General features: G+C 49.8%; 21 protein-coding genes. 14 read left to right on the top strand and 7 right to left on the bottom strand.

Features of this window, described 5'->3' with window-relative positions:
• The first annotated feature begins 45 nt into the window (after positions 1–45).
• From O4H47_RS14125 to cueR, 3 genes are read left to right on the top strand one after another with little or no spacing between them, the layout of a single operon-like run.
• Complete coding sequence (locus tag O4H47_RS14125; RefSeq protein WP_269394647.1) at positions 46–2,421, top strand: heavy metal translocating P-type ATPase; 2,376 nt, start codon at positions 46–48, stop codon at positions 2,419–2,421.
• 25 nt (positions 2,422–2,446) lie between these two features.
• Entirely contained in the window at positions 2,447–2,572 is a 126-nt protein-coding gene (locus O4H47_RS14130; protein ID WP_269394648.1) for a hypothetical protein, read from the top strand.
• Complete coding sequence (gene cueR / locus O4H47_RS14135; RefSeq protein ID WP_269394649.1) at positions 2,569–2,970, top strand: Cu(I)-responsive transcriptional regulator; 402 nt, start codon at positions 2,569–2,571, stop codon at positions 2,968–2,970. Before O4H47_RS14130 ends, cueR begins: the two co-directional genes overlap by 4 nt.
• On the opposite strand, the gene O4H47_RS14140 is transcribed toward cueR, so the two are convergent.
• Positions 2,956–4,254: an NAD(P)/FAD-dependent oxidoreductase gene (locus tag O4H47_RS14140; RefSeq protein WP_269394650.1), complete on the bottom strand. Its 1,299-nt coding sequence runs from the start codon at positions 4,252–4,254 to the stop codon at positions 2,956–2,958. The two genes, cueR and O4H47_RS14140, sit on opposite strands and share 15 nt — an antisense overlap.
• Positions 4,255–4,269: 15 nt before the next feature.
• Positions 4,270–5,322 carry a low-specificity L-threonine aldolase gene (gene ltaE / locus O4H47_RS14145; protein WP_269394651.1) on the bottom strand — a complete coding sequence of 351 codons (1,053 nt, stop codon included), beginning with the start codon at positions 5,320–5,322 and terminating at the stop codon, positions 4,270–4,272.
• A 226-nt stretch (positions 5,323–5,548) separates the two neighbouring features.
• Between ltaE and O4H47_RS14150 the strand changes: the two genes are divergently transcribed.
• From O4H47_RS14150 to O4H47_RS14175, 6 genes are all read left to right on the top strand, one after another.
• On the top strand, positions 5,549–6,580 hold the full coding sequence (locus tag O4H47_RS14150) for an AbrB family transcriptional regulator (RefSeq protein WP_269394652.1): 1,032 nt from the start codon (positions 5,549–5,551) through the stop codon (positions 6,578–6,580).
• 63 nt (positions 6,581–6,643) lie between these two features.
• Positions 6,644–7,660, top strand: a complete 1,017-nt coding sequence (locus O4H47_RS14155) for a P1 family peptidase (RefSeq protein ID WP_269394653.1) — start codon at positions 6,644–6,646, stop codon at positions 7,658–7,660.
• Positions 7,657–7,986: an ArsC/Spx/MgsR family protein gene (locus tag O4H47_RS14160; RefSeq protein WP_269394654.1), complete on the top strand. Its 330-nt coding sequence runs from the start codon at positions 7,657–7,659 to the stop codon at positions 7,984–7,986. The genes O4H47_RS14155 and O4H47_RS14160 overlap by 4 nt, the downstream gene beginning before the upstream one ends.
• A gap of 87 nt (positions 7,987–8,073) precedes the next feature.
• A complete protein-coding gene (locus tag O4H47_RS14165) occupies positions 8,074–8,673 on the top strand; it encodes a sigma-70 family RNA polymerase sigma factor (protein WP_269394655.1) in 600 nt (199 codons plus the stop codon).
• A complete protein-coding gene (locus tag O4H47_RS14170; protein WP_269394656.1) occupies positions 8,670–9,359 on the top strand; it encodes a ChrR family anti-sigma-E factor in 690 nt (229 codons plus the stop codon). Before O4H47_RS14165 ends, O4H47_RS14170 begins: the two co-directional genes overlap by 4 nt.
• 2 nt (positions 9,360–9,361) lie before the next feature.
• On the top strand, positions 9,362–10,123 hold the full coding sequence (locus O4H47_RS14175; protein WP_269394657.1) for an SDR family NAD(P)-dependent oxidoreductase: 762 nt from the start codon (positions 9,362–9,364) through the stop codon (positions 10,121–10,123).
• A 32-nt stretch (positions 10,124–10,155) separates the two neighbouring features.
• Here the strand turns inward: O4H47_RS14175 and O4H47_RS14180 are convergent, their stop codons facing one another.
• Positions 10,156–10,941, bottom strand: a complete 786-nt coding sequence (locus O4H47_RS14180; protein WP_269394658.1) for a DUF1365 domain-containing protein — start codon at positions 10,939–10,941, stop codon at positions 10,156–10,158.
• A complete protein-coding gene (locus O4H47_RS14185; protein ID WP_269394659.1) occupies positions 10,938–12,266 on the bottom strand; it encodes an NAD(P)/FAD-dependent oxidoreductase in 1,329 nt (442 codons plus the stop codon). The genes O4H47_RS14180 and O4H47_RS14185 overlap by 4 nt, the downstream gene beginning before the upstream one ends.
• A 126-nt stretch (positions 12,267–12,392) precedes the next feature.
• Here O4H47_RS14185 and O4H47_RS14190 point away from each other — a divergent pair, with 126 nt between their 5' ends.
• The 4 genes from O4H47_RS14190 to O4H47_RS14205 all read left to right on the top strand — a co-directional run bounded on the left by O4H47_RS14190 (position 12,393) and on the right by O4H47_RS14205 (position 16,305).
• Positions 12,393–12,800, top strand: a complete 408-nt coding sequence (locus tag O4H47_RS14190) for a DUF2177 family protein (protein ID WP_269394660.1) — start codon at positions 12,393–12,395, stop codon at positions 12,798–12,800.
• Positions 12,801–12,946: 146 nt separating this feature from the next.
• Entirely contained in the window at positions 12,947–13,489 is a 543-nt protein-coding gene (locus tag O4H47_RS14195) for an RNA polymerase sigma factor (protein WP_269394661.1), read from the top strand.
• 4 nt (positions 13,490–13,493) lie between these two features.
• Positions 13,494–15,443 (top strand): vWA domain-containing protein, encoded by a 1,950-nt coding sequence (locus O4H47_RS14200; protein WP_269394662.1) that lies wholly within the window; start codon positions 13,494–13,496, stop codon positions 15,441–15,443.
• An 88-nt stretch (positions 15,444–15,531) separates the two neighbouring features.
• The gene (locus tag O4H47_RS14205; RefSeq protein ID WP_269394663.1) at positions 15,532–16,305 is read left to right on the top strand and encodes a pentapeptide repeat-containing protein; all 774 of its coding nucleotides are present in this window, start codon (positions 15,532–15,534) and stop codon (positions 16,303–16,305) included.
• Positions 16,306–16,310: 5 nt separating this feature from the next.
• Here O4H47_RS14205 and O4H47_RS14210 read toward each other — a convergent pair whose 3' ends face one another.
• The 3 genes from O4H47_RS14210 to O4H47_RS14220 form a co-directional block, all read right to left on the bottom strand.
• Positions 16,311–17,537 carry an MFS transporter gene (locus O4H47_RS14210; RefSeq protein WP_269394664.1) on the bottom strand — a complete coding sequence of 409 codons (1,227 nt, stop codon included), beginning with the start codon at positions 17,535–17,537 and terminating at the stop codon, positions 16,311–16,313.
• Between the two features lie 90 nt (positions 17,538–17,627).
• A complete protein-coding gene (gene solA, locus O4H47_RS14215; protein WP_269394665.1) occupies positions 17,628–18,785 on the bottom strand; it encodes an N-methyl-L-tryptophan oxidase in 1,158 nt (385 codons plus the stop codon).
• Between the two features lie 49 nt (positions 18,786–18,834).
• Positions 18,835–19,530: a cyclic nucleotide-binding domain-containing protein gene (locus tag O4H47_RS14220; protein ID WP_269394666.1), complete on the bottom strand. Its 696-nt coding sequence runs from the start codon at positions 19,528–19,530 to the stop codon at positions 18,835–18,837.
• 258 nt (positions 19,531–19,788) lie between these two features.
• Here O4H47_RS14220 and O4H47_RS14225 point away from each other — a divergent pair, with 258 nt between their 5' ends.
• A complete protein-coding gene (locus tag O4H47_RS14225; RefSeq protein ID WP_269394667.1) occupies positions 19,789–21,204 on the top strand; it encodes an MFS transporter in 1,416 nt (471 codons plus the stop codon).
• Positions 21,205–21,238 lie beyond the last annotated feature (34 nt).

Raw genomic sequence — 21,238 nt, forward strand, 5'->3', positions numbered from 1 at the left:
GTTTATATATGCTGTCAAGTTCAACAATTGACGGTGGATCGCCCAATGTCCGAGACGACAATCGATAGCAAATCTAATGAAAAAACATGCGGTTGCGGGCATGATCATGCACACGAAGGTGGAATCACACCTGATAGCGTGATTGACCCAGTATGTGGGATGACGGTGAAATTGGGTGCGGGTAAGCCACATTTGACCCATGAGGGAAAAGAATATCACTTCTGTAACCCTAAATGTCATGCCAAATTTGAGGCTGATCCATTCTTCTATTTGTCAGGTGCGAACAAACGAAAAGCGAAAGCTGCGCCCAAGACGGCAATGTACACTTGCCCAATGGATCCTGAAATTGTGCAAGAAGGGCCGGGGACGTGCCCGATTTGTGGGATGGCGCTTGAACCAATGGATGGGGTGCCAGAGGGGGAAAACCACGAGTTGGTTGATTTCACCCGTCGGCTATGGGTCAGTATAGCGGCGGCTATTCCTTTGTTGATATTGACTATGGGACCTATGGTTGGTTTGCCGATCCGGCATTGGATTGGCGAAAACATCGCGGTATGGATTGAACTTGCGTTGGCGACGCCTGTTGTCTTGTGGGCGGCATTCCCGTTTTTTGAACGGGGTTGGATGTCTTTGCGCACCGGCAATTACAACATGTGGACGCTGATTATGCTCGGCGTTGGAGCTGCGTTTGGGTTCAGCGTTGTGGCGACAGTGGCGCCGCAAATCTTCCCGCCTGAAGTATTGATGGGCGGACATGCGCCAGTTTATTTTGAAGCGGCGGTGGTGATTATTGCGCTGGTATTCGTGGGCCAGGTTTTGGAACTGCGGGCGCGTGAGCGCACCGGCGATGCGATTCGGGCTTTGCTTGATCTCGCGCCAAAGAAAGCGCGTCGAATAAATGCGGATGGTTCTGAGTATGATGCTCCGCTCGAAAACATTCTGTCCGGCGACAAATTGCGCGTGCGTCCAGGTGAAAGCGTGCCCGTAGATGGGGTCGTGCTTGAAGGCAAAACCAATATTGATGAGAGTTTGATTACTGGTGAACCGGTGCCGGTTGAAAAGACCATTGGCGCATCGGTAACTGGCGGAACGATCAACAAGAATGGCTCGATTATCATTGAAGCCAAAAAAGTTGGCGACCAGACAATGCTTGCAAAAATTGTGGCGATGGTTGCAGCTGCACAACGTTCTCGTGCACCCATCCAAGGCTTGGCCGATAAGGTTGCTGGCTATTTTGTGCCAACGGTGGTTGGCGTGGCAGTGATTGCGTTTTTTGTTTGGCTATTTGTTGGGCCACAGCCCGCAATTGTTTTTGCAACGATAGCGGGGGTTTCAGTGCTGATTATTGCGTGTCCTTGTGCGCTTGGTTTGGCGACGCCTATGTCGGTGATGACAGCAACAGGACGCGGTGCGCAAGCTGGGGTTTTGGTGCGTGAAGCTGAAGCACTTGAGCGCATGGCCGAAGTGGATGTTGTGATTGTTGATAAGACCGGAACGCTTACCCAAGGGCAGCCGCACTTGACCGATATTTTGCCAGCACCAGAGGTTGATGAAGAGCAACTGCTCAGCATTGTTGGGTCGCTCGAGAGCGGCTCTGAACATCCGCTTGCCGAAGCAATATTTGAGGCGGCGAAAGAAAAAGGTGCTCAAATTCAATCTGTTGACGGATTTGAGGCGATCACCGGTAAAGGTGTTGCGGGCAGCATTGAGGGAAAAGCTGTGTTGTTGGGCAATCAGGCGCTTATGGATGGCGCTAAGGTAGATGTAGCGGCAATGGCGGATGCGGCAAATGAGCTTCGTTCAAAAGGCAAAACTGTGATGTTTGTTGCTGTTGAAGGTCAATATGCTGGCATGATTGCGGTGGCTGATCCGATAAAACCCACAACCAAACAAGCAATTGATGAACTTCATCGTCAGGGCCTCAAAGTGGTTATGGCCACGGGTGATAATGAAGCGACCGCAAAAGCTGTTGCGGAACAATTGGGCATTGATGAAGTTTATGCTGATGTGTTGCCTGAAGGTAAAAAGGATTTGGTCGAAGCTTTTCGTGCGAAAGGCCATAAGGTGGCGGTTGCGGGCGATGGGGTAAATGATGCGCCCGCTTTGGCCGCTGCCGACGTTGGTTTGGCCATGGGAACGGGCGCGGACGTGGCGGTTGAAAGCGCGGGGATTACCCTTTTGAAGGGCGATCTGGTGGGCATCGTGCGGGCCCGCAAGCTGTCCAAAGCAACCATCAACAACATCAAGCAAAATCTGTTTTTTGCCTTTGCTTACAATACCATTGGTGTGCCGATTGCCGCGGGTGTTCTGTTTCCGCTAACGGGGGCTTTGTTGTCCCCCATGCTGGCGGCCGCTGCCATGAGCTTGTCATCGGTTTCTGTTATTTCAAACGCACTAAGATTGCGCGGGCTAAAGCTTTAGCCGCAAGAAAGAGAAGGAAACACACATGTGTCCTGTTGAGAAAAAAGAGTTCGAGCATATGATCGAATTGGCGCAAAAAATTGGGTTTTCGGAAGAAGACATCAAAGAATTGGTGGCCACCTATGGATGCCGTGAAAAGGCCAAGCGATGAATATTGGTCAGGCAGCGGATCGTTCGGGTTTGCCCGCTAAAACGATCCGCTACTACGAAGAGATTGAGCTGGTTCGCCCTAGTCGGGCGGACAATGGCTATCGCGACTATTGCGAAGAGGACATTCATCGATTGTGCTTTTTGCAACGTTCGCGCAGCCTCGGGTTTACCATTGAAGAGTGCCGCGTGTTGCTTTCGCTTTATAACGATGAGCAACGCGCTAGCGCCGATGTGAAAGTTATTGCCAAGAAAAAGATCGCATTGATTGAGCAAAAGATCAAAGAACTCAATTCTCTCAAGTCAACCTTGTCGGTTTTGATCGACAATTGTCATGGGGACCACCGGCCAGATTGCCCAATTTTAGATGATTTGGCGGGAAAGCGCTTAGCGTCCGATTAGGCTGCGCCCTGCGGCAAACGAAGCGTGGGTGAGAACTGATCCTGTTTCGTAATAAAGACCTGCCATTTTGGTGAATTGCTCTGAGTATTCGCTAATAGGGGGCATCGGCAGGTGGGTTTCGTCGCCTGTGGCAATCATTTGTGCCAGTGATGTGCCAAAAACAGTGCCAGGGCCAATGCCCCGCCCTGAATAGCCAAATACGGAATAGGCGTTGGGGCCAAATTCGACCAGTTTTGGCAAATGATCGTGAGTCATGGCAATGCGCCCATGCCAGGCATGATCAAGCTTTTTGTGGGCGAGTTGAGGGTAAATCGCAGCCAATTTCTTTTGCGCCCAAAACTCGTGGGTTGTAGAGGCGGCGTGGTCCAATGAGCCAACAGAGCCAACCAACAGCCTGCCATCTCGATCATAGCGGAACGAAGACATGACCAATGCGGTGTCCCAACAGCCCTCAAGGTTTGGCAGAACGGTTTCGCGTTCTTTGTCAGTTAAAGGTTCAGTTGCGAACTGAAAATAATGAACAAGTGTAAAGCGGGCTTGTTGGCCGAGCAGTTGATCGTTTGAATAGGCGTTGGTGGCCACGATCAGGTTTGGTGCTGTTGCCATTCCGTTTTGGGTTTTTACCTGCCATTGTTCGAGTTGTCGTTCAATGGAAAGGGCTGGGCTGTTCTCAAACAGTTTGGCGCCCTTTGTGATGGCGGCTTGCGCTAATCCTTGACAATAGCTCAAGGGCTGAATAGTGCCCGCACGCGGATCAAACAGAGCCCCTTCAAAAGTGTCGCTGCCGGTGCGTTGGCAGGTGGCGTCTCTACTGATCAATTCAACTGGGGCGTTGCGCTTTTTTTGTTGGGTAAACCGGGAGTGTAAGTCTTTCAAACCGGGTGATGAATGCGCACAATGCAGGGTGCCGTTGCGCACAGCGTCGCAGTTGATTTGGTGCTTCTCGATTAGAGAAAACACCAAGTCGGGGGCGCTGGCGAGAGCGGCGTTTAGCTTTTGTCCTGCCGCTTGTCCCAAAGTGCTTTCAACATCGTCTGGCGGGGTCCAGAGCCCTGCATTGACCAGTCCAACATTGCGGCCAGAGCCGCCATATCCGATGGATTGTGCCTCTAATAGAACAACGGACAGGCCCCTTTGTGCCGCTTCGAGCGCTGCAGCGCACCCGGTAAAGCCGCCACCAATGATGATGAGGTCAACGTTCAGTTCACCCGTGAACGCGTCGAGCGCCAAGGGTGCAGCTGCTGTGTTGGTCCAAAGGTTGTTGTTGTATTTTGGCGCGATCATTTGGGGTCTCTGAAATTAGCTGTAATAGCTTTTGAACCCATCGATAATGCGCGTCAATCCGTCATCGTCAATATCCAAATGCATTACAATGCGGACGGGGCTGCCGCCACCCATATTGATGCCTCGCTCGCCCAGATGTTGGCGCAAGGGTTCAATATCTTTTGCCGCTGGTTCAATATAGACCATGTTGGTTTGATTAGCTTGATAGGTAACTTTGAACTTGTTCAGTGCAGTTAACTCATTTGCCAAAGTGGCAGCGCGATCATGGTCGTCTTTTAAGCGGCGAACGTTTTTGTCGAGCGCATAGATGCCTGCCGCTGCGATCAGCCCAGCTTGCCTCATGCCGCCACCGAGCATTTTGCGCCAACGGCGCGCAGCAGCAATGGTAGCTGCTGAGCCAACCAGCACCGCGCCAACTGGTGCGCCAAGGCCCTTGGATAGGCAGATGTTGATGCTGTCAAAACGGGACGCTAAGTCGGTGGGAGAAATGCCAAGTTTTGTGATCGCATTGAAAAAACGGGCGCCGTCCAAATGTTTGGTTAGTCCGTGCTTATCTGCCACATCAAGACATGCGTTGATGCGGTCTAAGGATACCGCTTGGCCAGTGTGGGTGTTTTCAAGGCTTAAGACGCGCGACATGGGAAAATGTGGGTCGTCAGGCTTAATTGTTGCATCAATGTCATTTGGCTCTAGGCCGCCGTCCAACGCCACTTCTAATGGATATGGAAATGCGCCGCCCAAAACTGACGAGCCGCCCGCTTCATATTTGAAGATGTGGTAACCGCGGCCCACAATGATCTCTTCGCCGCGCTGGGTGTGGGCCATCATTGCAGCTAGGTTCGACATGGTGCTTGAGGGTAAAAACAACCCGGCTTCTTTGCCCAGCAGTGCTGCAGTTTTCGCTTCAAGCGCGTTGATGGTCGTGTCATCGCCATAGACATCATCACCGACTTCAGCATCCATCATAAAGGCGCGCATAGCGGGGCTGGGTTGGGTGACCGTGTCGGAGCGCAGGTCAATCACGCTCAAGTTGGATTGGGCGGCAAGGCCTGACATATTCTGGTACATTTAGTCACCTTTTTGAGGCATTTGTGCGTTTTGGAGGGATCTGCAGGTTGGCACATTCTGATTTTTTCGCCAAGTGACAAGATAAGTCGGATTTGCAGAAAAATGATCTTGTCGTTTCGCTTTTATCTGCTTAATCTTTAAAGACTTAACTCGTTGAGTCTTGCCAATCGTCCCACACATGTTCGGCACACGCGGGTTATCGTTCGAACAGTTTGTGGTGAATTATATGACAGATTTCGCATTGTGGCGAAAAACCGCGCTTGCGCTTGCCATTGGTGGTGTTGGTGCGCTTATTGCGTTTTGGATCAACTTGCCGGCCCCAGCGCTAACAGGCCCTTCAATTGCGGTTACCTTAGCAGGTTTATTGGGCTTGGACTTGGCGTTTGAAACGCGGGTGCGCGACGTTTCATTTTTGGTCATCGGTCTATCAATGGGGACCAGTGTAACTCCTGAGGTTTATCAAACGGCCAAACAGTGGCCATTGAGCTTGATCGCTGTAGTTTTGGCGGTGACTTTGGGGTTCTTTTTAAGCCAATTTGTGCTGAAACGATTTTGGAAATATGACGCGAAAACAGCCGTGCTTGGGGCTTCGCCCGGGCACTTGAGCTTTGTGATTGGGCTTGGTGTAGATTCGGGAGCCGACATAAGACTTGTTGCAATTGTTCAGAGCATCCGTGTGTTGGCACTTACCCTTGTGGTGCCGATGTTGGTGGTGTGGTCTGGCTTGGCTGCAAACGGATTTGTTGTTCCCACCACGTTTATGGATTTGCGTTGGGTGGCCTTTAGTTTGGCCATGGCTGCGCTGGTTGGTTTGGCGTTCAAAAAATTTAGGGTGCCAGCCGCATTTGTGTTGGCGGGCATGATTGTTTCGCTCATTTCCCATTTGTCAGGTTTGGTTTCGGGGCATATGCCGCAATGGCTTACTTTGCCGGCGCTCACGATTTTGGGGTCAATGATTGGCACACGGTTTTCTGGCGTTTCTTTGGCTGAATTGCGCAAAGCGTTTGGGGCTGGCATGGCGATCACATTGGTCGGCGTGTTCGCTGCCATTCTTTTTGCGGTGTTGTTGGCGCAGCTAATTGATTTGCCAATTGCCCAACTGGTGGTGGCATTTGCACCGGGGGGCGTTGAAGCAATGGCGGCGATGGCCTTTGCGCTGAACTTGGACCCAACATTTGTCGCGACACACCATATTGCACGCTTGTTCTATCTTAGTTTTTTCATGCCCTTCGCTTTGATGTGGTGGGGAAAAGACTAATTGGTGATTGCATGTGATGGTGTTGGTCTTCAGCATGCACGCACTAATTTGGATGGATCGAGTATGCGGAACAACACATTGTTTGAACAATTGAGCGGTGGCTGGTGGACATTGCCATGCGGTGGGCTGAATTTGATTTCAGATGTGGCTGGGGTAACCGTTGGCCATGCCACAATGCTCGATGGAACGGCCCGAACTGGGGTAACCGCGATAAGGCCACATGCGGGTAACCTATTTACCAACAAGGTTGAAGCAGGTGTTGCAGTGCTAAACGGTTTTGGCAAAAGCGTTGGCTTGGTGCAGCTTGAAGAATTGGGGCAACTTGAAACGCCAATTCTGTTGAGCAACACATTTGCGATGCCGGTTTGCACGACCACCTTGATCAAGCGCGCTATTGATGAGAACCTAAAAATTGGCCGCGGGTTACCTACGGTGAATGCGGTTGCGCTTGAATGCAACGACGGGCAATTGAACGATATTCAAGCATTTCACGTGACTGAAGAATTGGCGCGCGTGGCGCTTGATACCACAGACGTGGAGTTTGCTTTGGGTTCAATCGGTGCGGGCACCGGCATGAAGAGTTTTGGGTATGCAGGGGGGATTGGCAGTGCGTCACGGCTCGTTGAAATCGGTGACGATCGATTTACTTTGGGCGCTTTGGTGCTCTCAAACTATGGCGCACAATCAGAGTTCCGCTTTTGTGGGAAAAAATTGTCGGCAAATAGCGATCACACACAAAGTCCGGACAAAGGATCTATTATTATTGTGTTGGCAACAGATGCGCCATTGGACGCACGACAGCTAAAGCGGGTCGCTAAGCGTTCTGGGGCGGCGTTGGGACGAACCGGTAGTTATTTGGGAAATGGCAGTGGCGATATTGCCGTGGCGTTTTCAACGTCGGGACCTTTAGGAACCCGTTTAGACGAAACTTTGTTGGACGGCTTGTTTTTGGCGGCTGTTGAGGCAACAGAAGAAGCCATTTTGTCAGCCATGTGGCACGGTGTTTCGCGCAAGGGATATGATGGTCTGGTTCTACCATCACTTTATGAGAAACTACAAAAAAGGGGAGATTTAACATGAAACTCTACGGTTTGAAAAACTGCGACAGTTGCAGGAAAGCCAAGAAGACGCTTGAAGCTAATGGCAACACTGTTGAGTTTGTCGATGTGCGTCAAACCCCCTTGGATGATGCGGCTTTGTCTCGTTTTCTGCAAGAGTTTGGTGAAGAGAAATTGGTGAACAAAAAGTCCACCACCTGGCGCCAGCTTGATGAGGCTTCGCGCGCTTTGCCTGCGATGGAGTTGCTCAAAGCCAATCCATCATTGATGAAACGGCCAGTGCTGCAAACTGAAGATGGCTTGTTTTTGGGGTGGGCGAAAGACGTTCAGGCCCATTTCGAGCAATAAGTCCTACGTAATTTCAACTATTTTTGAATTGCAGTAATCCACTCGACGTTCCCATGCGTAACGCTTATACAATTGGGAGACTGCAATATGCGAACGGCGTTAAAACTTGTGAGTAACAACGACCACAATACCGCTATTGAACTTGCGAAGCATCATCGGCATTTGATTGCCTTGGTGGGTTCTAAGCAAGATCGTGCCGCATTTCAGGCTCTCTTCGAACATTTTGCACCCCGTATCAAAGCCATGATGCTTAAAGGGGGTGTGAACATGATGCAGGCAGAGGACTTGATGCAAGACGTAATGATGACGGTTTGGAGAAAATCATCTCAGTTTTCGCCCGACCGCGGCACCGTTGGTGCTTGGATTTTTACCATCGCGCGGAACGCGCGGATTGATCTGTTTCGCAAGGCATCGTCACGTCCATATGATGATGTGTACGAAATGGAAATTGCGGATGATGGGCAATCCAGCGACGATGCAATGTTGCAGGTAGAACGCGAAGAATGCGTGAGTGCTGCCATGAAAGAGTTGCCGCAAGACCAACGCGACGTCATTCAATTGGCGTTTATTGCGGACATGAGTCAAAGCGAAATTGCTAAAAAGCTATCGCTGCCCATTGGCACGGTTAAATCAAGGATGCGACTTGCCTATGGCAAGCTAAAAGGAAAATTGGAGGCGGTGCGATGAAACTCACTCATCACCTCGACGATGCGACATTGGTACGTTACGCCGCAGGCGATTTGGATGAAGCCTTTACGGTTATTGTCGCCTCACATATCGCGATGTGCCCACAATGCCAAAAAGCGTCCCATAATGCTGAAGAGCTTGGCGGACAATTGCTCGAAGCAGCTGAAGAAGTCGCAGTTGAACAAGATGCTTTTGCCAAATTAATGGGCGCAATTGACAATCAAAACAAAGCGAACTTCGACGGTGTAGATGCGCAGAATGTGCACCCATTCCCTAAACGGCGCGCAAAGATTGCCGGGGATGTGCCTTTGCCATTACAACGGTTTCTTGGTGCACAAGTTGCTGATATTGAATGGAAAAAGGTTGCGCCTGGTATCTCGAAACATGACATTGTTTTGGACAAAGATGTGCCATCTTCGCTTTATCTTTTGAATATTGCTGAAGGACAGGCCGTGCCAGAACATGGGCATGGCGGTATGGAAATGACGCTGATTTTGTCTGGCGCCTACAATGATCGGTTTGGTCGGTTTGGGCCAGGTGATATTGCGGATTTGGATGAGCATGTGGAACATCAACCAATTGTTGAGCCAGGTGGTGGCCCATGCATTTGTTTGGTCGCGACGGAAAAACCGACCAAATTCAAAGGAATTATTGAACGTCTTTTGCAGCCGATTATCGGGATATAATCATGGATCATCATCATCACGACGAGAAGCGCCGGATATGGATTACCGGCGCTAGCTCGGGCATTGGCTACGCTTTGGCCGAACGATTGGCCGGGCAGGGTGACAGTGTTGCGATTTCTGCGCGTTCAGAAGGTAAACTCAACGAGTTGGCGAGCGCTAGCTCAAACATTGCTGCCTACCCGTTGGACGTTACCGAGCAAAAGCGCGTGCATGAAGTGATCGAGGCTATAGAAGCCGACGGTGCAATTGATATTGCTGTTCTAAACGCCGGGGCTTGGGCCTTGATGGATGCGGATGAAATGGACGTTGGCAAAATCCGCAACGGCTTTGAGGTCAATTATATGGGCGTAATTTATGCGCTGGAAAAATTGATCCCCCTGATGAAGGCACGCGGCCACGGGCATATTGCTATTATGGCTTCTGTGGCTGGGTTTCGCGGGCTTCCTCGTTCTATGGCTTATGGGCCAACAAAGGCTGCGCTGATCAACTTGGCTGAAACGCTAAAGCCGGAATTGGAAAAGTTCGGCATACATGTGACGGTGATTAACCCTGGGTTTGTGGATACGCCGGCAACCAAAGACAATCCGTTCCCGATGCCAGACCTTATTACAGCGGATGAAGCGGCGCGTTTTATTGCTGAAGGGCTGGACAAGCAAAAGGTGGAGATCATCTTCCCCTGGCGGTTTGCCTTGATTATGAAGGCATTACGGGTATTGCCCTACCGCCCATTTTATTGGGCGATGCGACGGATAATGGGGCAGTAGAGCCCCATTTCTTTTGTGTAAATCTGCTGATTTTATTCGGCGGGTTCGGTTTTCTTTTTCACAAACTCGATCGCACTGTTAGGCGCATCAGGGCGTGGTTTTAACTTCACGCCTTTCACCCAAAGTTTGAGCGCCTCTAGGTGAATGCCAAGCATTACCTTGGCGGTCATCCAGCCGGTGCCGACGATCGCCTTTATCAATTGGCTATCTGTGAGCTCTTGCCGTTGCCCTGCAAAAAAGGCGTTGAGCAGCGGACCCTCGTCATCGCGCAGCGCGACACCGACAGTTAGTTTTTCACTAATTGGGGTGACGTGAAACGTGTAGTTGCCGCTAACATCGTTGAAGGGCGACACATAAAACTGCTTGTCGCAATTTTGCCAGATCATGCCGTCTTCGCGTTGTTCTGCGGGGATCACATAGGTATGGCGCTGCCCAAAGGTATTATTGACCTCATAGATCATCAGGCGGGTTTTACCTGCCTCATCCAGCCCGAAATAGACTGTAATGGGGTTAAACGCGTAGCCAAAAATGCGCGGGTAGGTAAGCATCTTGAACTTCGTTATCGAAAGGTCAGGCACAGCCTTTTGGGCAAGCGTTTGCAGATAAGCCTTGATGTTTTTGCTATCGCCAAAGTCTTTGTCGTAAAGGCTGACAATGTTTGGCTTGTTGTGAGAAAAGAACTTGAGCTTTTTAGCCAGCTGTTCAATTTCATCGCAATCTACAAGCAAGTTGAACACACCATAGCTCAGCCCATGTTTAATGGGGCGGAGCCGCTTGTGTGTTACTGTGCCTTTGTAGATTGCATTGGGGATCGTCATTGGGCGGCCACAGTTTCTTTGGGTGTTTGGACGTGAATGCGTCCAGACTGTTTTGGGACAGTCCAAGGGCGTCGTTCCCCACCAAGTTGTTCAGCAACCGCGAGGCCAGATTGAATGCCATCTTCGTGGAAGCCATAGCCAAAGTAAGCACCACAGAACCATGTGCGGTTACGGCCTTGCAACGACCAAAGCGACTTTTGCGCTTCGATGGCGTTGGCATCAAAAACAGGATGCATATAGTCGTACTCGGCATAGATTTCATGCTCGTCAATTTCGCCCGTAGGGTTCAATGTAACAAACAGATCTTGTTTGGTTGTGAGCTGTTGCAGTTCATTCATCCAATAGGTCACACAAAGCTTATCTTCACTTTGTGTTTGGTCTTTCATGTAGTTCCAGCAAGACCATAGGCGCTTGCGTTTTGGCATCCAGGCTTTGTCGGAATGCAATACCGCTTTATTCAACTGATATGGAAAATTGCGCAATAGACCCGTTTCAAGTTCGTCGGGTTGGTCGAGCAATTGCAGTGTTGTGTCCGCGTGGGTTGCCATCACCACCTGATCGAAGGCGCGCAAGACCCCGTTGCTATCAACAATGTGCACGTAATTCTCGTGCCGAACAATGGATTGAATGGGGTTGTTGAGTTGGAAATCAAAATCACCAGTTTCAACCAAACGATCCACATAAGTGCGACCGCCACCGGCAACAGAGCGCCAATCTGGCTTCTGCTTGATTTTAAGCAGCGCGTGGTTGGCGTAAAAATCGATAAAGGTTTTGGCTGGGTAAGCCATCATTTCCGCAGCGTCAGTGGACCAAATGGCCGCGCCCATTGGGATGACGTGGTTATTGATGAAGAATTGTGAGAATTTTTCGGCCAGCAAATAGTCGCCCAACGAGATATTGTCGTTGTAGGCGGTTATGCGCTCAGGTGCGGTTTTGAAAAACCGCATCATATCGTTGAGTTGTTGCCAATGATTGGGGTTGATGACATTGCGACGTTGACCGAAAAAGCCGTTCGCTCCAGAGCCTGAATATTCGTAGCGGCCCTCGTTTGTTGAGAAGGCGAAGCTCATATCTGTGTGATGAGACTTAATGTCTAGATGATCAAAAAGCGCGGTTAGATTTGGATAATTGGGTTCGTTATAAACAATGAAGCCAGTGTCGACGGCGGTTTTGCCGTCAAATGTTTCTACATCAACCGTGTTGGTGTGGCCCCCTAGGTAACTGCCGGCTTCATAAATTGTTACATTATGATTTTTAGAAAGAAGCCAGGCAGCAGATAGTCCAGAAATTCCAGAACCAACAATTGCGATGTTTTGTTTTTGCATTATGTCACTCGCGTTTAAAACCCATTATAGTTCAAACGGTTCAGAAAGGCACATGGATCACAATAAAACTAATGTGAACCGTTTTGGCCGCTGTTGCGTTATCAAGGGCAACCAAGGGGATTTAAAATGACACAGTATCTGGTTGCCTATTTTGGAACGCTTGTGGTGTTCTTAGGCATTGACTTCATCTGGCTCAGCTTTGTGGCGCGCAAATTTTATTTTGAACGCTTGGGGCCATTGCTGCTTGATCAACCAAATCTAGGGATCGCGGCCTTCTTTTATCTGTTCTACGTTATGGGCATCGTACATCTGGCGATCATACCGGCGTTAAAAGACGGGAACGCCACCATTGCAGTTGTAAATGCGGCTGTGTTCGGTTTGCTGGCCTATGCCACATACGACATTACCAATATGGCAACGCTCAAGGGCTGGTCGTGGGAAGTTGCGGCCGTTGATATTGTTTGGGGCGGCGTGCTTTCGGCGGTATCAGCCTATGCTGGATACACGATTACAAGAATGATTTTGCAAAGCTAAACGCGGATTAATTGACTATCCTCAACTTGGCGGCTTCGGGCCGCCATTTTTTTTGAGGTTTTTGCCAAGGATTTTGATCTTACAATCGTCTTATAGTTGTTTGATACCCAATGGGTGCGCAATTGGATGTTTGTTTGGAACTGAATTTGACTTTAAACCAGACCGAAAATGATCCACCGATCAGCGAATTGGTGAAACTTGCCGCGGGGGGTGACCGCGACGCATTTGCCGCTGTGGTGGACGCGCAATATGACTATATATTCCGCATCGCGTTCAAGTGGCTTGGTGACAAAAGCGATGCTGAAGATGTTACGCAAAACGTGGTGATTAAACTCGCCAAATCCATCCAACAATTTGACGGGCGATCGCAGTTTTCCAGCTGGCTTTATCGAATTGCGCTGAACGCAGTGCGCGACCATCAAAGGGCATCAAACCGGCAGGGGCGCAATGTCGTAGCGCTGAGTTTGGTCAGCCCCACCTCTGCCCCTTCAAACCAAGAAGATGATGTGACAATGAACGAGGTTTGGAGTGCGGTGCGCCAATTGCCGGAAAAGCAGCGCGATGCGGTTTTGATGGTCTATGGAGAAGACATGAGCCATGCCGACTGCGCCACCATTATGGGGTGTAAGGAAAGTACCGTTTCTTGGTATGTGCATGAAGCGAAGAAATCTTTGAAGGGGCTTTTGTGATCCGATGAGTGATATGGAAAAGAAACTAAAGCGCCTGAAATCGCTAGAAACACCAGCCCCGAGCAGCGACGCCAAAAAGCGTGCCGCAGCCTTGGCTATGGCCGCTTTTGATGAAACTGCAGAAAAAACAACAAATGGTTCCCAAGGATTATCTTGGGGGCAGCGTCTTATGTCCATCGTTACGCCTTTGAAAGGGATTAGATTGATGGATATTCGTATTCCGGCCACCGCTGCCATTACCGCTTTGCTGATTGTGCCGATCAGCTGGCAGTTGATGAACAATACGTCGCTGACGCCGCCGACATTGGGAGAGACCATTGTTGCACCAACGGAACAAAAAGACGAGTTGGGCAAGGGCGTTGTTGATGGCGTGATCTCACAGCAAGAAACTGAAAATGACTTGGCGGCGATTGTTATACCTGCGCCCGAAATGGAAGCGCCCATGGTTTCACCAAATGTGAGTGCTTCGAGCAAGGTTGCGACCCGTACAATGGGCGCGCCGGCTCCGATGCGGGATCAACTCGGTTATTTACAAAGCGGCGATCAATTTGAGCGATTTGATGATGCCAACATCAAATTGACGGGTGACCAGCCCGTTTCGACATTTTCAATTGATGTAGATACTGCGTCATATGCCTATGTTCGCCGCGCGATTGAAAACGGTCGCTTGCCGCAAAAGGATGCGGTGCGGACCGAAGAACTGATCAATTATTTTGATTATAACTATGCTACACCGCCAAGTGCTGAGTTGCCTTTTGCGCCAAAGATTTCGGTTTATCCGGCGCCTTGGAATGCTGAACATCAGCTTATGCATGTGGCGATCAAAGGTTATATGCCTGAGAATGTGATGGCACAGCCTTCCAACCTTGTGTTCTTGATTGATACGTCCGGTTCCATGAATGATACGGACAAATTGCCGTTGCTCAAACGAGCGTTCAAATTGCTGGTCGAGCAGATGGACGAGCAGGACACGGTGTCCATTGTCACTTATGCTGGAGCGGCAGGTGTTGTGCTGGAGCCAACTAGTGGTGCAGAAAAGCGCAAGATATTGGACGCGTTGGATAATTTGACGCCGGGTGGTTCAACTGCCGGTGCGGCAGGCATTGAAACCGCTTATCGCTTGGCAAATGAGGCGAAAAACAACGATGGCGTAAACCGCGTGATCCTAGCGACCGATGGTGATTTCAATGTGGGGATTTCTGAGCCTGAGGCGCTCAAAGATTTCATCAAGCAAAAGCGTGACAAGGGCATTTCACTTTCGGTGCTTGGATTTGGTGAAGGCAATTACAATGATGCGTTGATGCAGGCTTTGGCGCAAAATGGTGATGGCAACGCCAGCTATATTGATAGCTACACTGAAGCGCGCAAGGTGCTGGTGAATGAGATTGGTGGCACATTGCAAACCATCGCGCGAGATGTGAAAATTCAGGTGGAGTTTAATCCAACCCAGATTTCGGCCTATCGTTTGATCGGGTACGAAACCCGTGCACTCAATCGCGAAGACTTTAACAACGACAAGGTTGATGCGGGCGATGTGGGCGCAGGGCACACTGTGACAGCTATCTATGAATTGACCCCCGTTGGTGCGGCACAACCCGTTGACCCGCTGCGCTTTGGCGAAACAACACAAGTGGATGCAGCATCAAAATCAGATGAATTGGCGTTCTTTAAACTGCGCTACAAATTGCCCGGAGCTGATGAGAGTACGCTCATAGAAATGGCTGTAACCAACGACAATGTGGTGAACAATATTGCTGACTTATCCAATGAAATTCAGTTTGGCACCTCGGTAGCAGCTTTTGGTCAAAAATTGCGTTCTAACGCTGAAATAGGCACATTTGGATTTGATGAGATTTCAGCACTGGCACAAGCTTCGCGTGGTGAAGATAAGTTCGGCTATCGGGCTGAGTTTATCAATTTGGTTGAAGCAGCAAAGTCATTAGCCAAGAACTAAAAGCACCAGATTCACTTTTAGAAGCGGCGGGTTGTCCTGCCGCTTTTTGCCGTTAAGATGGCGTCTCTTCCCCTTCGAGATTCTTGATATGACTGACTATCGCCAAATTGATCAAGCTGAATTGGATCAGCTGCTTGAAGACCGAGCGCCACTTCGTGAGTTGGCAATCGATGGTTTGGAGTTTGACCCTGACCGTTTGGAGGAGTTGGACGTTCGTCGCGTCAAATTCAGCAATTGTCGTCTGATCGAATGTGACCTTACGGGTTCCCAGTTTACCGAATGCCAGTTCATCACGTGCTCTTTTTCAAGCGCGCAAATGAGCGAAGTGAAATTTGACCATTGCGTTTTCTTTGATCCCGAAGGGGGGAGTGGAACAGATTTTTCGTTTGCTAATTTGCGAGAGGCTAGTTTTGTAAGCTGCAATTTGGTGGCGAGCAAATTTGTCGGTGCGGACATGTATGATGTTACGATCAAAGACTGCAAGGCAAATGGTTCGGATTTTGGTACGGCGACATTTACCCGAACCTACGGTCGAAAACAGCGGGTCACTCGCGCAAACCTTCAGGCTACAATTTTTGACGACTGTAATTTGTCAGATCTAGATCTTGAAGGATGCAACTTAATCAGTTCAAGTTTTCGGTATGCAGATTTGCGTTCTTCACATTTAATCGACGCTGACCTGAGCGAATGCGACTTGGCCGGTGCGCAGTTGCAACGCGCAAACTTTGAGCGCGCTGACCTGCGCGGCGCGCGGCTCGAGGGGTTCTCGTTGGGGCTATTGTCCGGCTACGATGGCATGAAGATTAGTAAAGATGAGCAGCAAACTATTTTGACCCATCTGGGGATTAAAGTTTACCCTTAGCGGCTTTAGTCATCCATTTGGATTTGTGTTGCTTCAGGGGTGATGGTTGATGCAATTGGGACGATGTCGCGCCCGTCGACCACCTTTTTGTCGCTCAATAGTACACGCTGAATACCGGTGCCGGCCAATGTTGCGGCAACAACGATGTACATCATGAACATGCCGTTTGCGCCCGCATTGTCCAATGCAAATGACCCCACAATTGGGCCAAGCACCATGCCGGCGGCAAATACCAAAATTAGCGTGCTGGAGGCCGCGACCATTTGGCTGGTTTTGAGGTGGTCATTCATGTGCGCCATGCAAATCGAGTAAATCGGCAAGGTGAAACCGCCGATAAGCAAAAAGCCGCCAAAAAGCGTGACGGTGTTTGTTTGAGTGGTTGGAAAAACCAGCATGGTGATGCACACGATGAGCGTGACAGACGATGCGCCTGCGATGACAATCCGTCGATCGATTTTGTCAGAAAGCGAACCAAGGGGGAATTGCATGAGCAATCCACCCAGCGTTGTAACCGCCAACAGATAACCTGTGGCGGTGATGCTTAGCCCCACGCTTCGTGCGTAAAGGGCTGTGACAAACACAAGGCCACCATTGGCGACGCCTGTGGCAAAACCACCGATGAGTGCCATGGGTGAGAAATTAAACAACTCAACCACGGTGATCCGTTGCGGCTCATCATTTGAGGGCTGGGTTGTTGCGACGATGAGTATGGGGACCAGTGCGATGGAAAGCAGCACTGATACAAAAATGAACAGGCTTATATCGCCCGGCCGCGATAGGCCAAGCATCATTTGTCCAACCATATATCCAGCGGTTTGCACCACAAAATATGTCGAAAGCAGCGAGCCACGGTTTTTATTGTCTGAAAGGGAGTTGAGCCAGCTTTCAGCTACGATGTAAATCCCCGAAAAACAGAAGCCCGAAAGTATGCGCATTGCACCCCAGCTTATGGGGTCGAAGGTGATCAAATGCACAAGCGCGGATGTGCTTGCGATTGAAACCAGGGCTGCAAAGACCCGCACATGGCCAGATTGTGCGATCAACAGCGGGGTGATGAAGCAGGAAAAGATGAAGCCAATTGGATAGCCAGATTGCATCAAGCCGATCACGGTTTCGGAAAAGCCAATTTCCTGCGCCTTGATGGTGAGAATTGTCGATAGAAGCCCGTTGGAGATCATCAGCAAAACCATGCCAATAAATAGGGGCCACGCTGACCGAACTGTACGCCACATAAATTTGCCCTATTCGACTTTCAAATCACCAATCAAGACAGACCCTAGCAGGGGCGTATTGCTGGAAGCAACCAAAGATAAGACGCGTCTTTAATCTTTGAATCTGGTCATATTAAAGGCAGAAATGTCGATAGTTGAGGTGCCGTCAATCAATTGCTGGGCAACCGCCTCGCCAATGGCCGCGCTATGTTTGAAACCATGGCCCGAACAGGCGGACACAACGAAGGTGTTTTTATGGTCCATATGCCAGTCGAGTATGAAATCACTGTCCGGTGTGACCGTGTAGATACAGGTCACAGATTTGTGCGCCTGCGGTTTGATGCCCATTAATCGGCCCTTCAGGTGTACATCAAACATTTCTGTTTGTTCTTTTGGGTCAACGTCTCGATTAACGGCATCCGGTGCACTTGGTTCGCCGTAATTCGCATTAGCAACCTTGATCAAAGTTGGGTCATCAAGCGAGGGTAGCCCATAATAGCCTTCACCTTCGCCGTGAATCCAAATGAACACTGGGTGGTCTTTCCACTCGTGCATAGCGTTTTGGGCTATTGGATACCAGTGCAATACTTGCCGGGTTGTGGTGAGCTTTGTGTCGTAAGGCGCGCCCAGAAGTTCCTTCACCCAAGGGCCCGCGCAGACAACCAGTTTTTTGGCGTGGATTGGGTTGCCGCTGGTTGCGAGTTCAACATGCTCGTTGGCGTGTGAAATTGAATGAACTTTTGTATCAATCAACAAATCTGCGCCCAGTTCAACCGCACGGTTCAATTGCGCTGAAACACATTCTTCAACCTTTAGGTATCCCGCACCGGGTTCATAATATGCCTTGTCCTGATCATTTGTTGCAAAACTAGGGAAGCGTTGGCGCGCTTGCAGACCGCTCAAGACTTCATGTGCAATGTTGAACTGTTTCGCGGTGGAAATGGTTGTGTCCAAAAAGTTTGCGCTGCCATGTACGCTGCCGCCACCAAGCGCACTTTCAATCATCAATGCCCCTGTTTCAAACAGCAATTGCTCGCCAGTTTCATTGCCGAGTTCTTTCCATATTTCATGGGAGCGTATGGCAAATGGCACATATTGATGGCCTTCGCCGATGGCGCAGCGCGTAAGGCGTGTCTCGCCGTGGGTGGAGCCATTGGTGTGAGGTGGGTTGAACTGGTCAATGCCAATGGCGTTGATGCCGCGTTTGGCAAGCTGGTAGAGTGTGGCTGCGCCCATCGCGCCCAAACCCAACACGGCGACGTCATACATAGGTTGTTTCCTCTGGTTCAGCCACGATCGTGATGCGCGCTTAAGTGTATTAAACCGATTGGTCGTCTATTAGTTTGCTGGGTTTTGCAAATTTGGCAAGCTGTTCGACATCTGAAAGCGTGATCTTGTTGCCTTCAACTTTAACGCCATAGGGCTTTAGCGTGTTGAATGCACGCGATAGGTTCTCCGGCGTCATACCCAAGTTCGATGCGAGGATCTTTTTGTCGTAGGGCAATGTGATTTGATCGTTTTGTTGTTTTTGCCGATAACGAAGAATACGGTTCGCAAGTCGTTCAACCGACGTACGCAGCTTGAGGTTCTTGTGTTCTTTGACCACACCACGATAACAGCTTGAAAGCTCGATCACCATCGCCTTGGAAAATGCGGGGTCTGTGTCAAACACGTGCCGAACACTGACGGCAGGTATCATCAATACACGAGATTTCTTGTTTGTGCGCGCTGACATAAGATAGACAGCATCCTTCATGATGGCTGCCAAAATGAACGAGCTTACGGGATAGACCATGGCCATGGTGCTTTCGCGGCCATTGGATTGGGCAAACAATTCCACACAACCTTCAACAACCACATGCAAGAAGTCCGCTGGCTCACCTTCTTCGATGAGTTCCATTTGGGCGGGAAATGTCTGGAGAAAAGACGCGCGCATTAGCTCGTCAAAACTCTCCTCTGATATGCCCTTAAAGATGTTGAGCTCGCGAATCTGGGGCAGATCATCAGGACGCATACGGATATTGCCTTACAATTGATATTTATCAAGACACTGTTTGATCATTTTCGTGGAGTTCTTGCAACCCCTAATCTGCAGCATAACAATTGTTTCGTGCGCGCACAAATTATGGATTCTGCCCACTTGTTTTGTCTACAAAACGACGGATCTTGATCTGGATCAACCTAGCGAACCCTCTTTTATCACTTCTTTGCTGCAACGAACCGCGTTTTCGGTGGTTCATCGGCTATTTAGGACTGCATAAGGGGGCTTCTCATGGAGCTGCAAAATAAAGCAACGAGCCTTTGGGGTAACTTTTTCAAGATTACAATGGTTCAAATCAGAACGTTCCACATGACGTGGTTTGCGTTCTTTTTGTGTTTCTTCGCTTGGTTTGGCATCGCACCTTTGATGGTTGTGGTGCGGGATGAGCTTGGCCTGACCAAAGATCAAATTGGTTGGATCATCATCGCGTCAGTGTCAGTGACCATATTCGCTCGATTGCTGATCGGTTGGTTGTGTGACCGGATCGGCCCAAGATTGACTTACACTGGGCTTTTGATGCTTGGCGCTCTTCCTGTTATGGGCATTGGTCTTGCACAAGACTTTCAAACATTCCTTATTTTCCGATTGATGATTGGCGCAATCGGCGCGTCGTTTGTTATTACCCAGTACCATACCTCTGTAATGTTTGCGCCAAACGTTGTTGGGCAAGCAAATGCGACGTCAGCGGGTTGGGGTAACCTTGGTGGTGGCGTAACTCAGTTCGCTATGCCGATGATTTTCTCAGTTTTCGTTATTGGGTTTGGCTTTTCAGAGTCAGTTGGCTGGCGTCTTTCAATGATGGTGGTTGGTGCCGCGATTTTCGTGACAGGGATTGCCTACTATTTCTGGACACAAGATGCACCGGACGGCAACTTCGCTGACTTGCGTGCACAGGGCAAAATGCCAGCTAAGCAGAAAGTGACAGGCAATTACTTTGAAGCGCTCAAAGATAGTCGCGTGTGGGTTCTATTTGTCATCTACGGCGCATGTTTTGGGATTGAGCTGACTGTTAACAATGTGGCGGCCCTCTATTTTGCCGACTACTTCGAGTTGAACTTGGTAACCGCTGGCTTAATGGCCGCTTCGTTCGGTCTCATGAACATATTCGCCCGTACATTGGGCGGCATTTTTGGTGACAACTACGGTGCGCTGTGGGGACTTAAAGGGCGGGCATTCTGGCTGTTCATCTGCCTCTTCTGCGAGGGCCTTGCATTGATGCTCTTTTCGCAAATGCACGTATTGTTCTTGGCCATGCCAACGTTGATCGTGTTCTCTTTGTTCACTCAAATGGCTGAGGGCGCAACATACTCAGTTGTTCCGTTCATCAACAAGAAAGCACTTGGTGCGGTTGCTGGCGTTGTTGGCGCTGGTGGTAATGCTGGTGCGGTGCTTGCAGGCTTTTTGTTCAAAGGATCAATCGATTGGTCTCAGGCGTTCTTCATCATGGGCGTTGTTGTAACATTAGCTTCATTCCTTGCCTTCTTCGTTCGGTTCTCAACTCGGCAAGAAGATGAAGAGCGGGCAAATTTCGCTGTTGCTAACATTCAGACAATCAAAGCCAAAGCTGACAAAGCGAACGCTGAGTTGGAGGCTGCCATTGAGGCGGTTGCCGCAAAACGCGCCGCGGAAGCTGCTGGCACAAATTAAGTCAACTTTGCGGATTGGAGAACGCCTTCAATCC

Origin of the sequence: Maritalea porphyrae (assembly GCF_027213965.1) — a bacterium.
Taxonomy (GTDB): Bacteria; Pseudomonadota; Alphaproteobacteria; order Rhizobiales; family Devosiaceae; genus Maritalea; species Maritalea porphyrae_A.

Excerpts from the sequence above, each read along its gene's own strand:
- O4H47_RS14225 (WP_269394667.1), top strand. The coding sequence starts at position 19,789 with ATGGAGCTGCAAAATAAAGCAACGAGCCTTTGGGGTAACTTTTTCAAG.
- O4H47_RS14130 (WP_269394648.1), top strand. The coding sequence starts at position 2,447 with ATGTGTCCTGTTGAGAAAAAAGAGTTCGAGCATATGATCGAATTGGCG.
- solA (WP_269394665.1), bottom strand. The coding sequence starts at position 18,785 with ATGTATGACGTCGCCGTGTTGGGTTTGGGCGCGATGGGCGCAGCCACA.
- O4H47_RS14170 (WP_269394656.1), top strand. The coding sequence starts at position 8,670 with ATGAAACTCACTCATCACCTCGACGATGCGACATTGGTACGTTACGCC.
- O4H47_RS14165 (WP_269394655.1), top strand. The coding sequence starts at position 8,074 with ATGCGAACGGCGTTAAAACTTGTGAGTAACAACGACCACAATACCGCT.
- O4H47_RS14190 (WP_269394660.1), top strand. The coding sequence starts at position 12,393 with ATGACACAGTATCTGGTTGCCTATTTTGGAACGCTTGTGGTGTTCTTA.
- O4H47_RS14185 (WP_269394659.1), bottom strand. The coding sequence starts at position 12,266 with ATGCAAAAACAAAACATCGCAATTGTTGGTTCTGGAATTTCTGGACTA.
- O4H47_RS14125 (WP_269394647.1), top strand. The coding sequence starts at position 46 with ATGTCCGAGACGACAATCGATAGCAAATCTAATGAAAAAACATGCGGT.
- O4H47_RS14180 (WP_269394658.1), bottom strand. The coding sequence starts at position 10,941 with ATGACGATCCCCAATGCAATCTACAAAGGCACAGTAACACACAAGCGG.
- O4H47_RS14205 (WP_269394663.1), top strand. The coding sequence starts at position 15,532 with ATGACTGACTATCGCCAAATTGATCAAGCTGAATTGGATCAGCTGCTT.
- O4H47_RS14155 (WP_269394653.1), top strand. The coding sequence starts at position 6,644 with ATGCGGAACAACACATTGTTTGAACAATTGAGCGGTGGCTGGTGGACA.
- cueR (WP_269394649.1), top strand. The coding sequence starts at position 2,569 with ATGAATATTGGTCAGGCAGCGGATCGTTCGGGTTTGCCCGCTAAAACG.
- O4H47_RS14210 (WP_269394664.1), bottom strand. The coding sequence starts at position 17,537 with ATGTGGCGTACAGTTCGGTCAGCGTGGCCCCTATTTATTGGCATGGTT.
- O4H47_RS14140 (WP_269394650.1), bottom strand. The coding sequence starts at position 4,254 with ATGATCGCGCCAAAATACAACAACAACCTTTGGACCAACACAGCAGCT.
- O4H47_RS14160 (WP_269394654.1), top strand. The coding sequence starts at position 7,657 with ATGAAACTCTACGGTTTGAAAAACTGCGACAGTTGCAGGAAAGCCAAG.
- O4H47_RS14220 (WP_269394666.1), bottom strand. The coding sequence starts at position 19,530 with ATGCGTCCTGATGATCTGCCCCAGATTCGCGAGCTCAACATCTTTAAG.
- ltaE (WP_269394651.1), bottom strand. The coding sequence starts at position 5,322 with ATGTACCAGAATATGTCAGGCCTTGCCGCCCAATCCAACTTGAGCGTG.
- O4H47_RS14200 (WP_269394662.1), top strand. The coding sequence starts at position 13,494 with ATGAGTGATATGGAAAAGAAACTAAAGCGCCTGAAATCGCTAGAAACA.
- O4H47_RS14150 (WP_269394652.1), top strand. The coding sequence starts at position 5,549 with ATGACAGATTTCGCATTGTGGCGAAAAACCGCGCTTGCGCTTGCCATT.
- O4H47_RS14175 (WP_269394657.1), top strand. The coding sequence starts at position 9,362 with ATGGATCATCATCATCACGACGAGAAGCGCCGGATATGGATTACCGGC.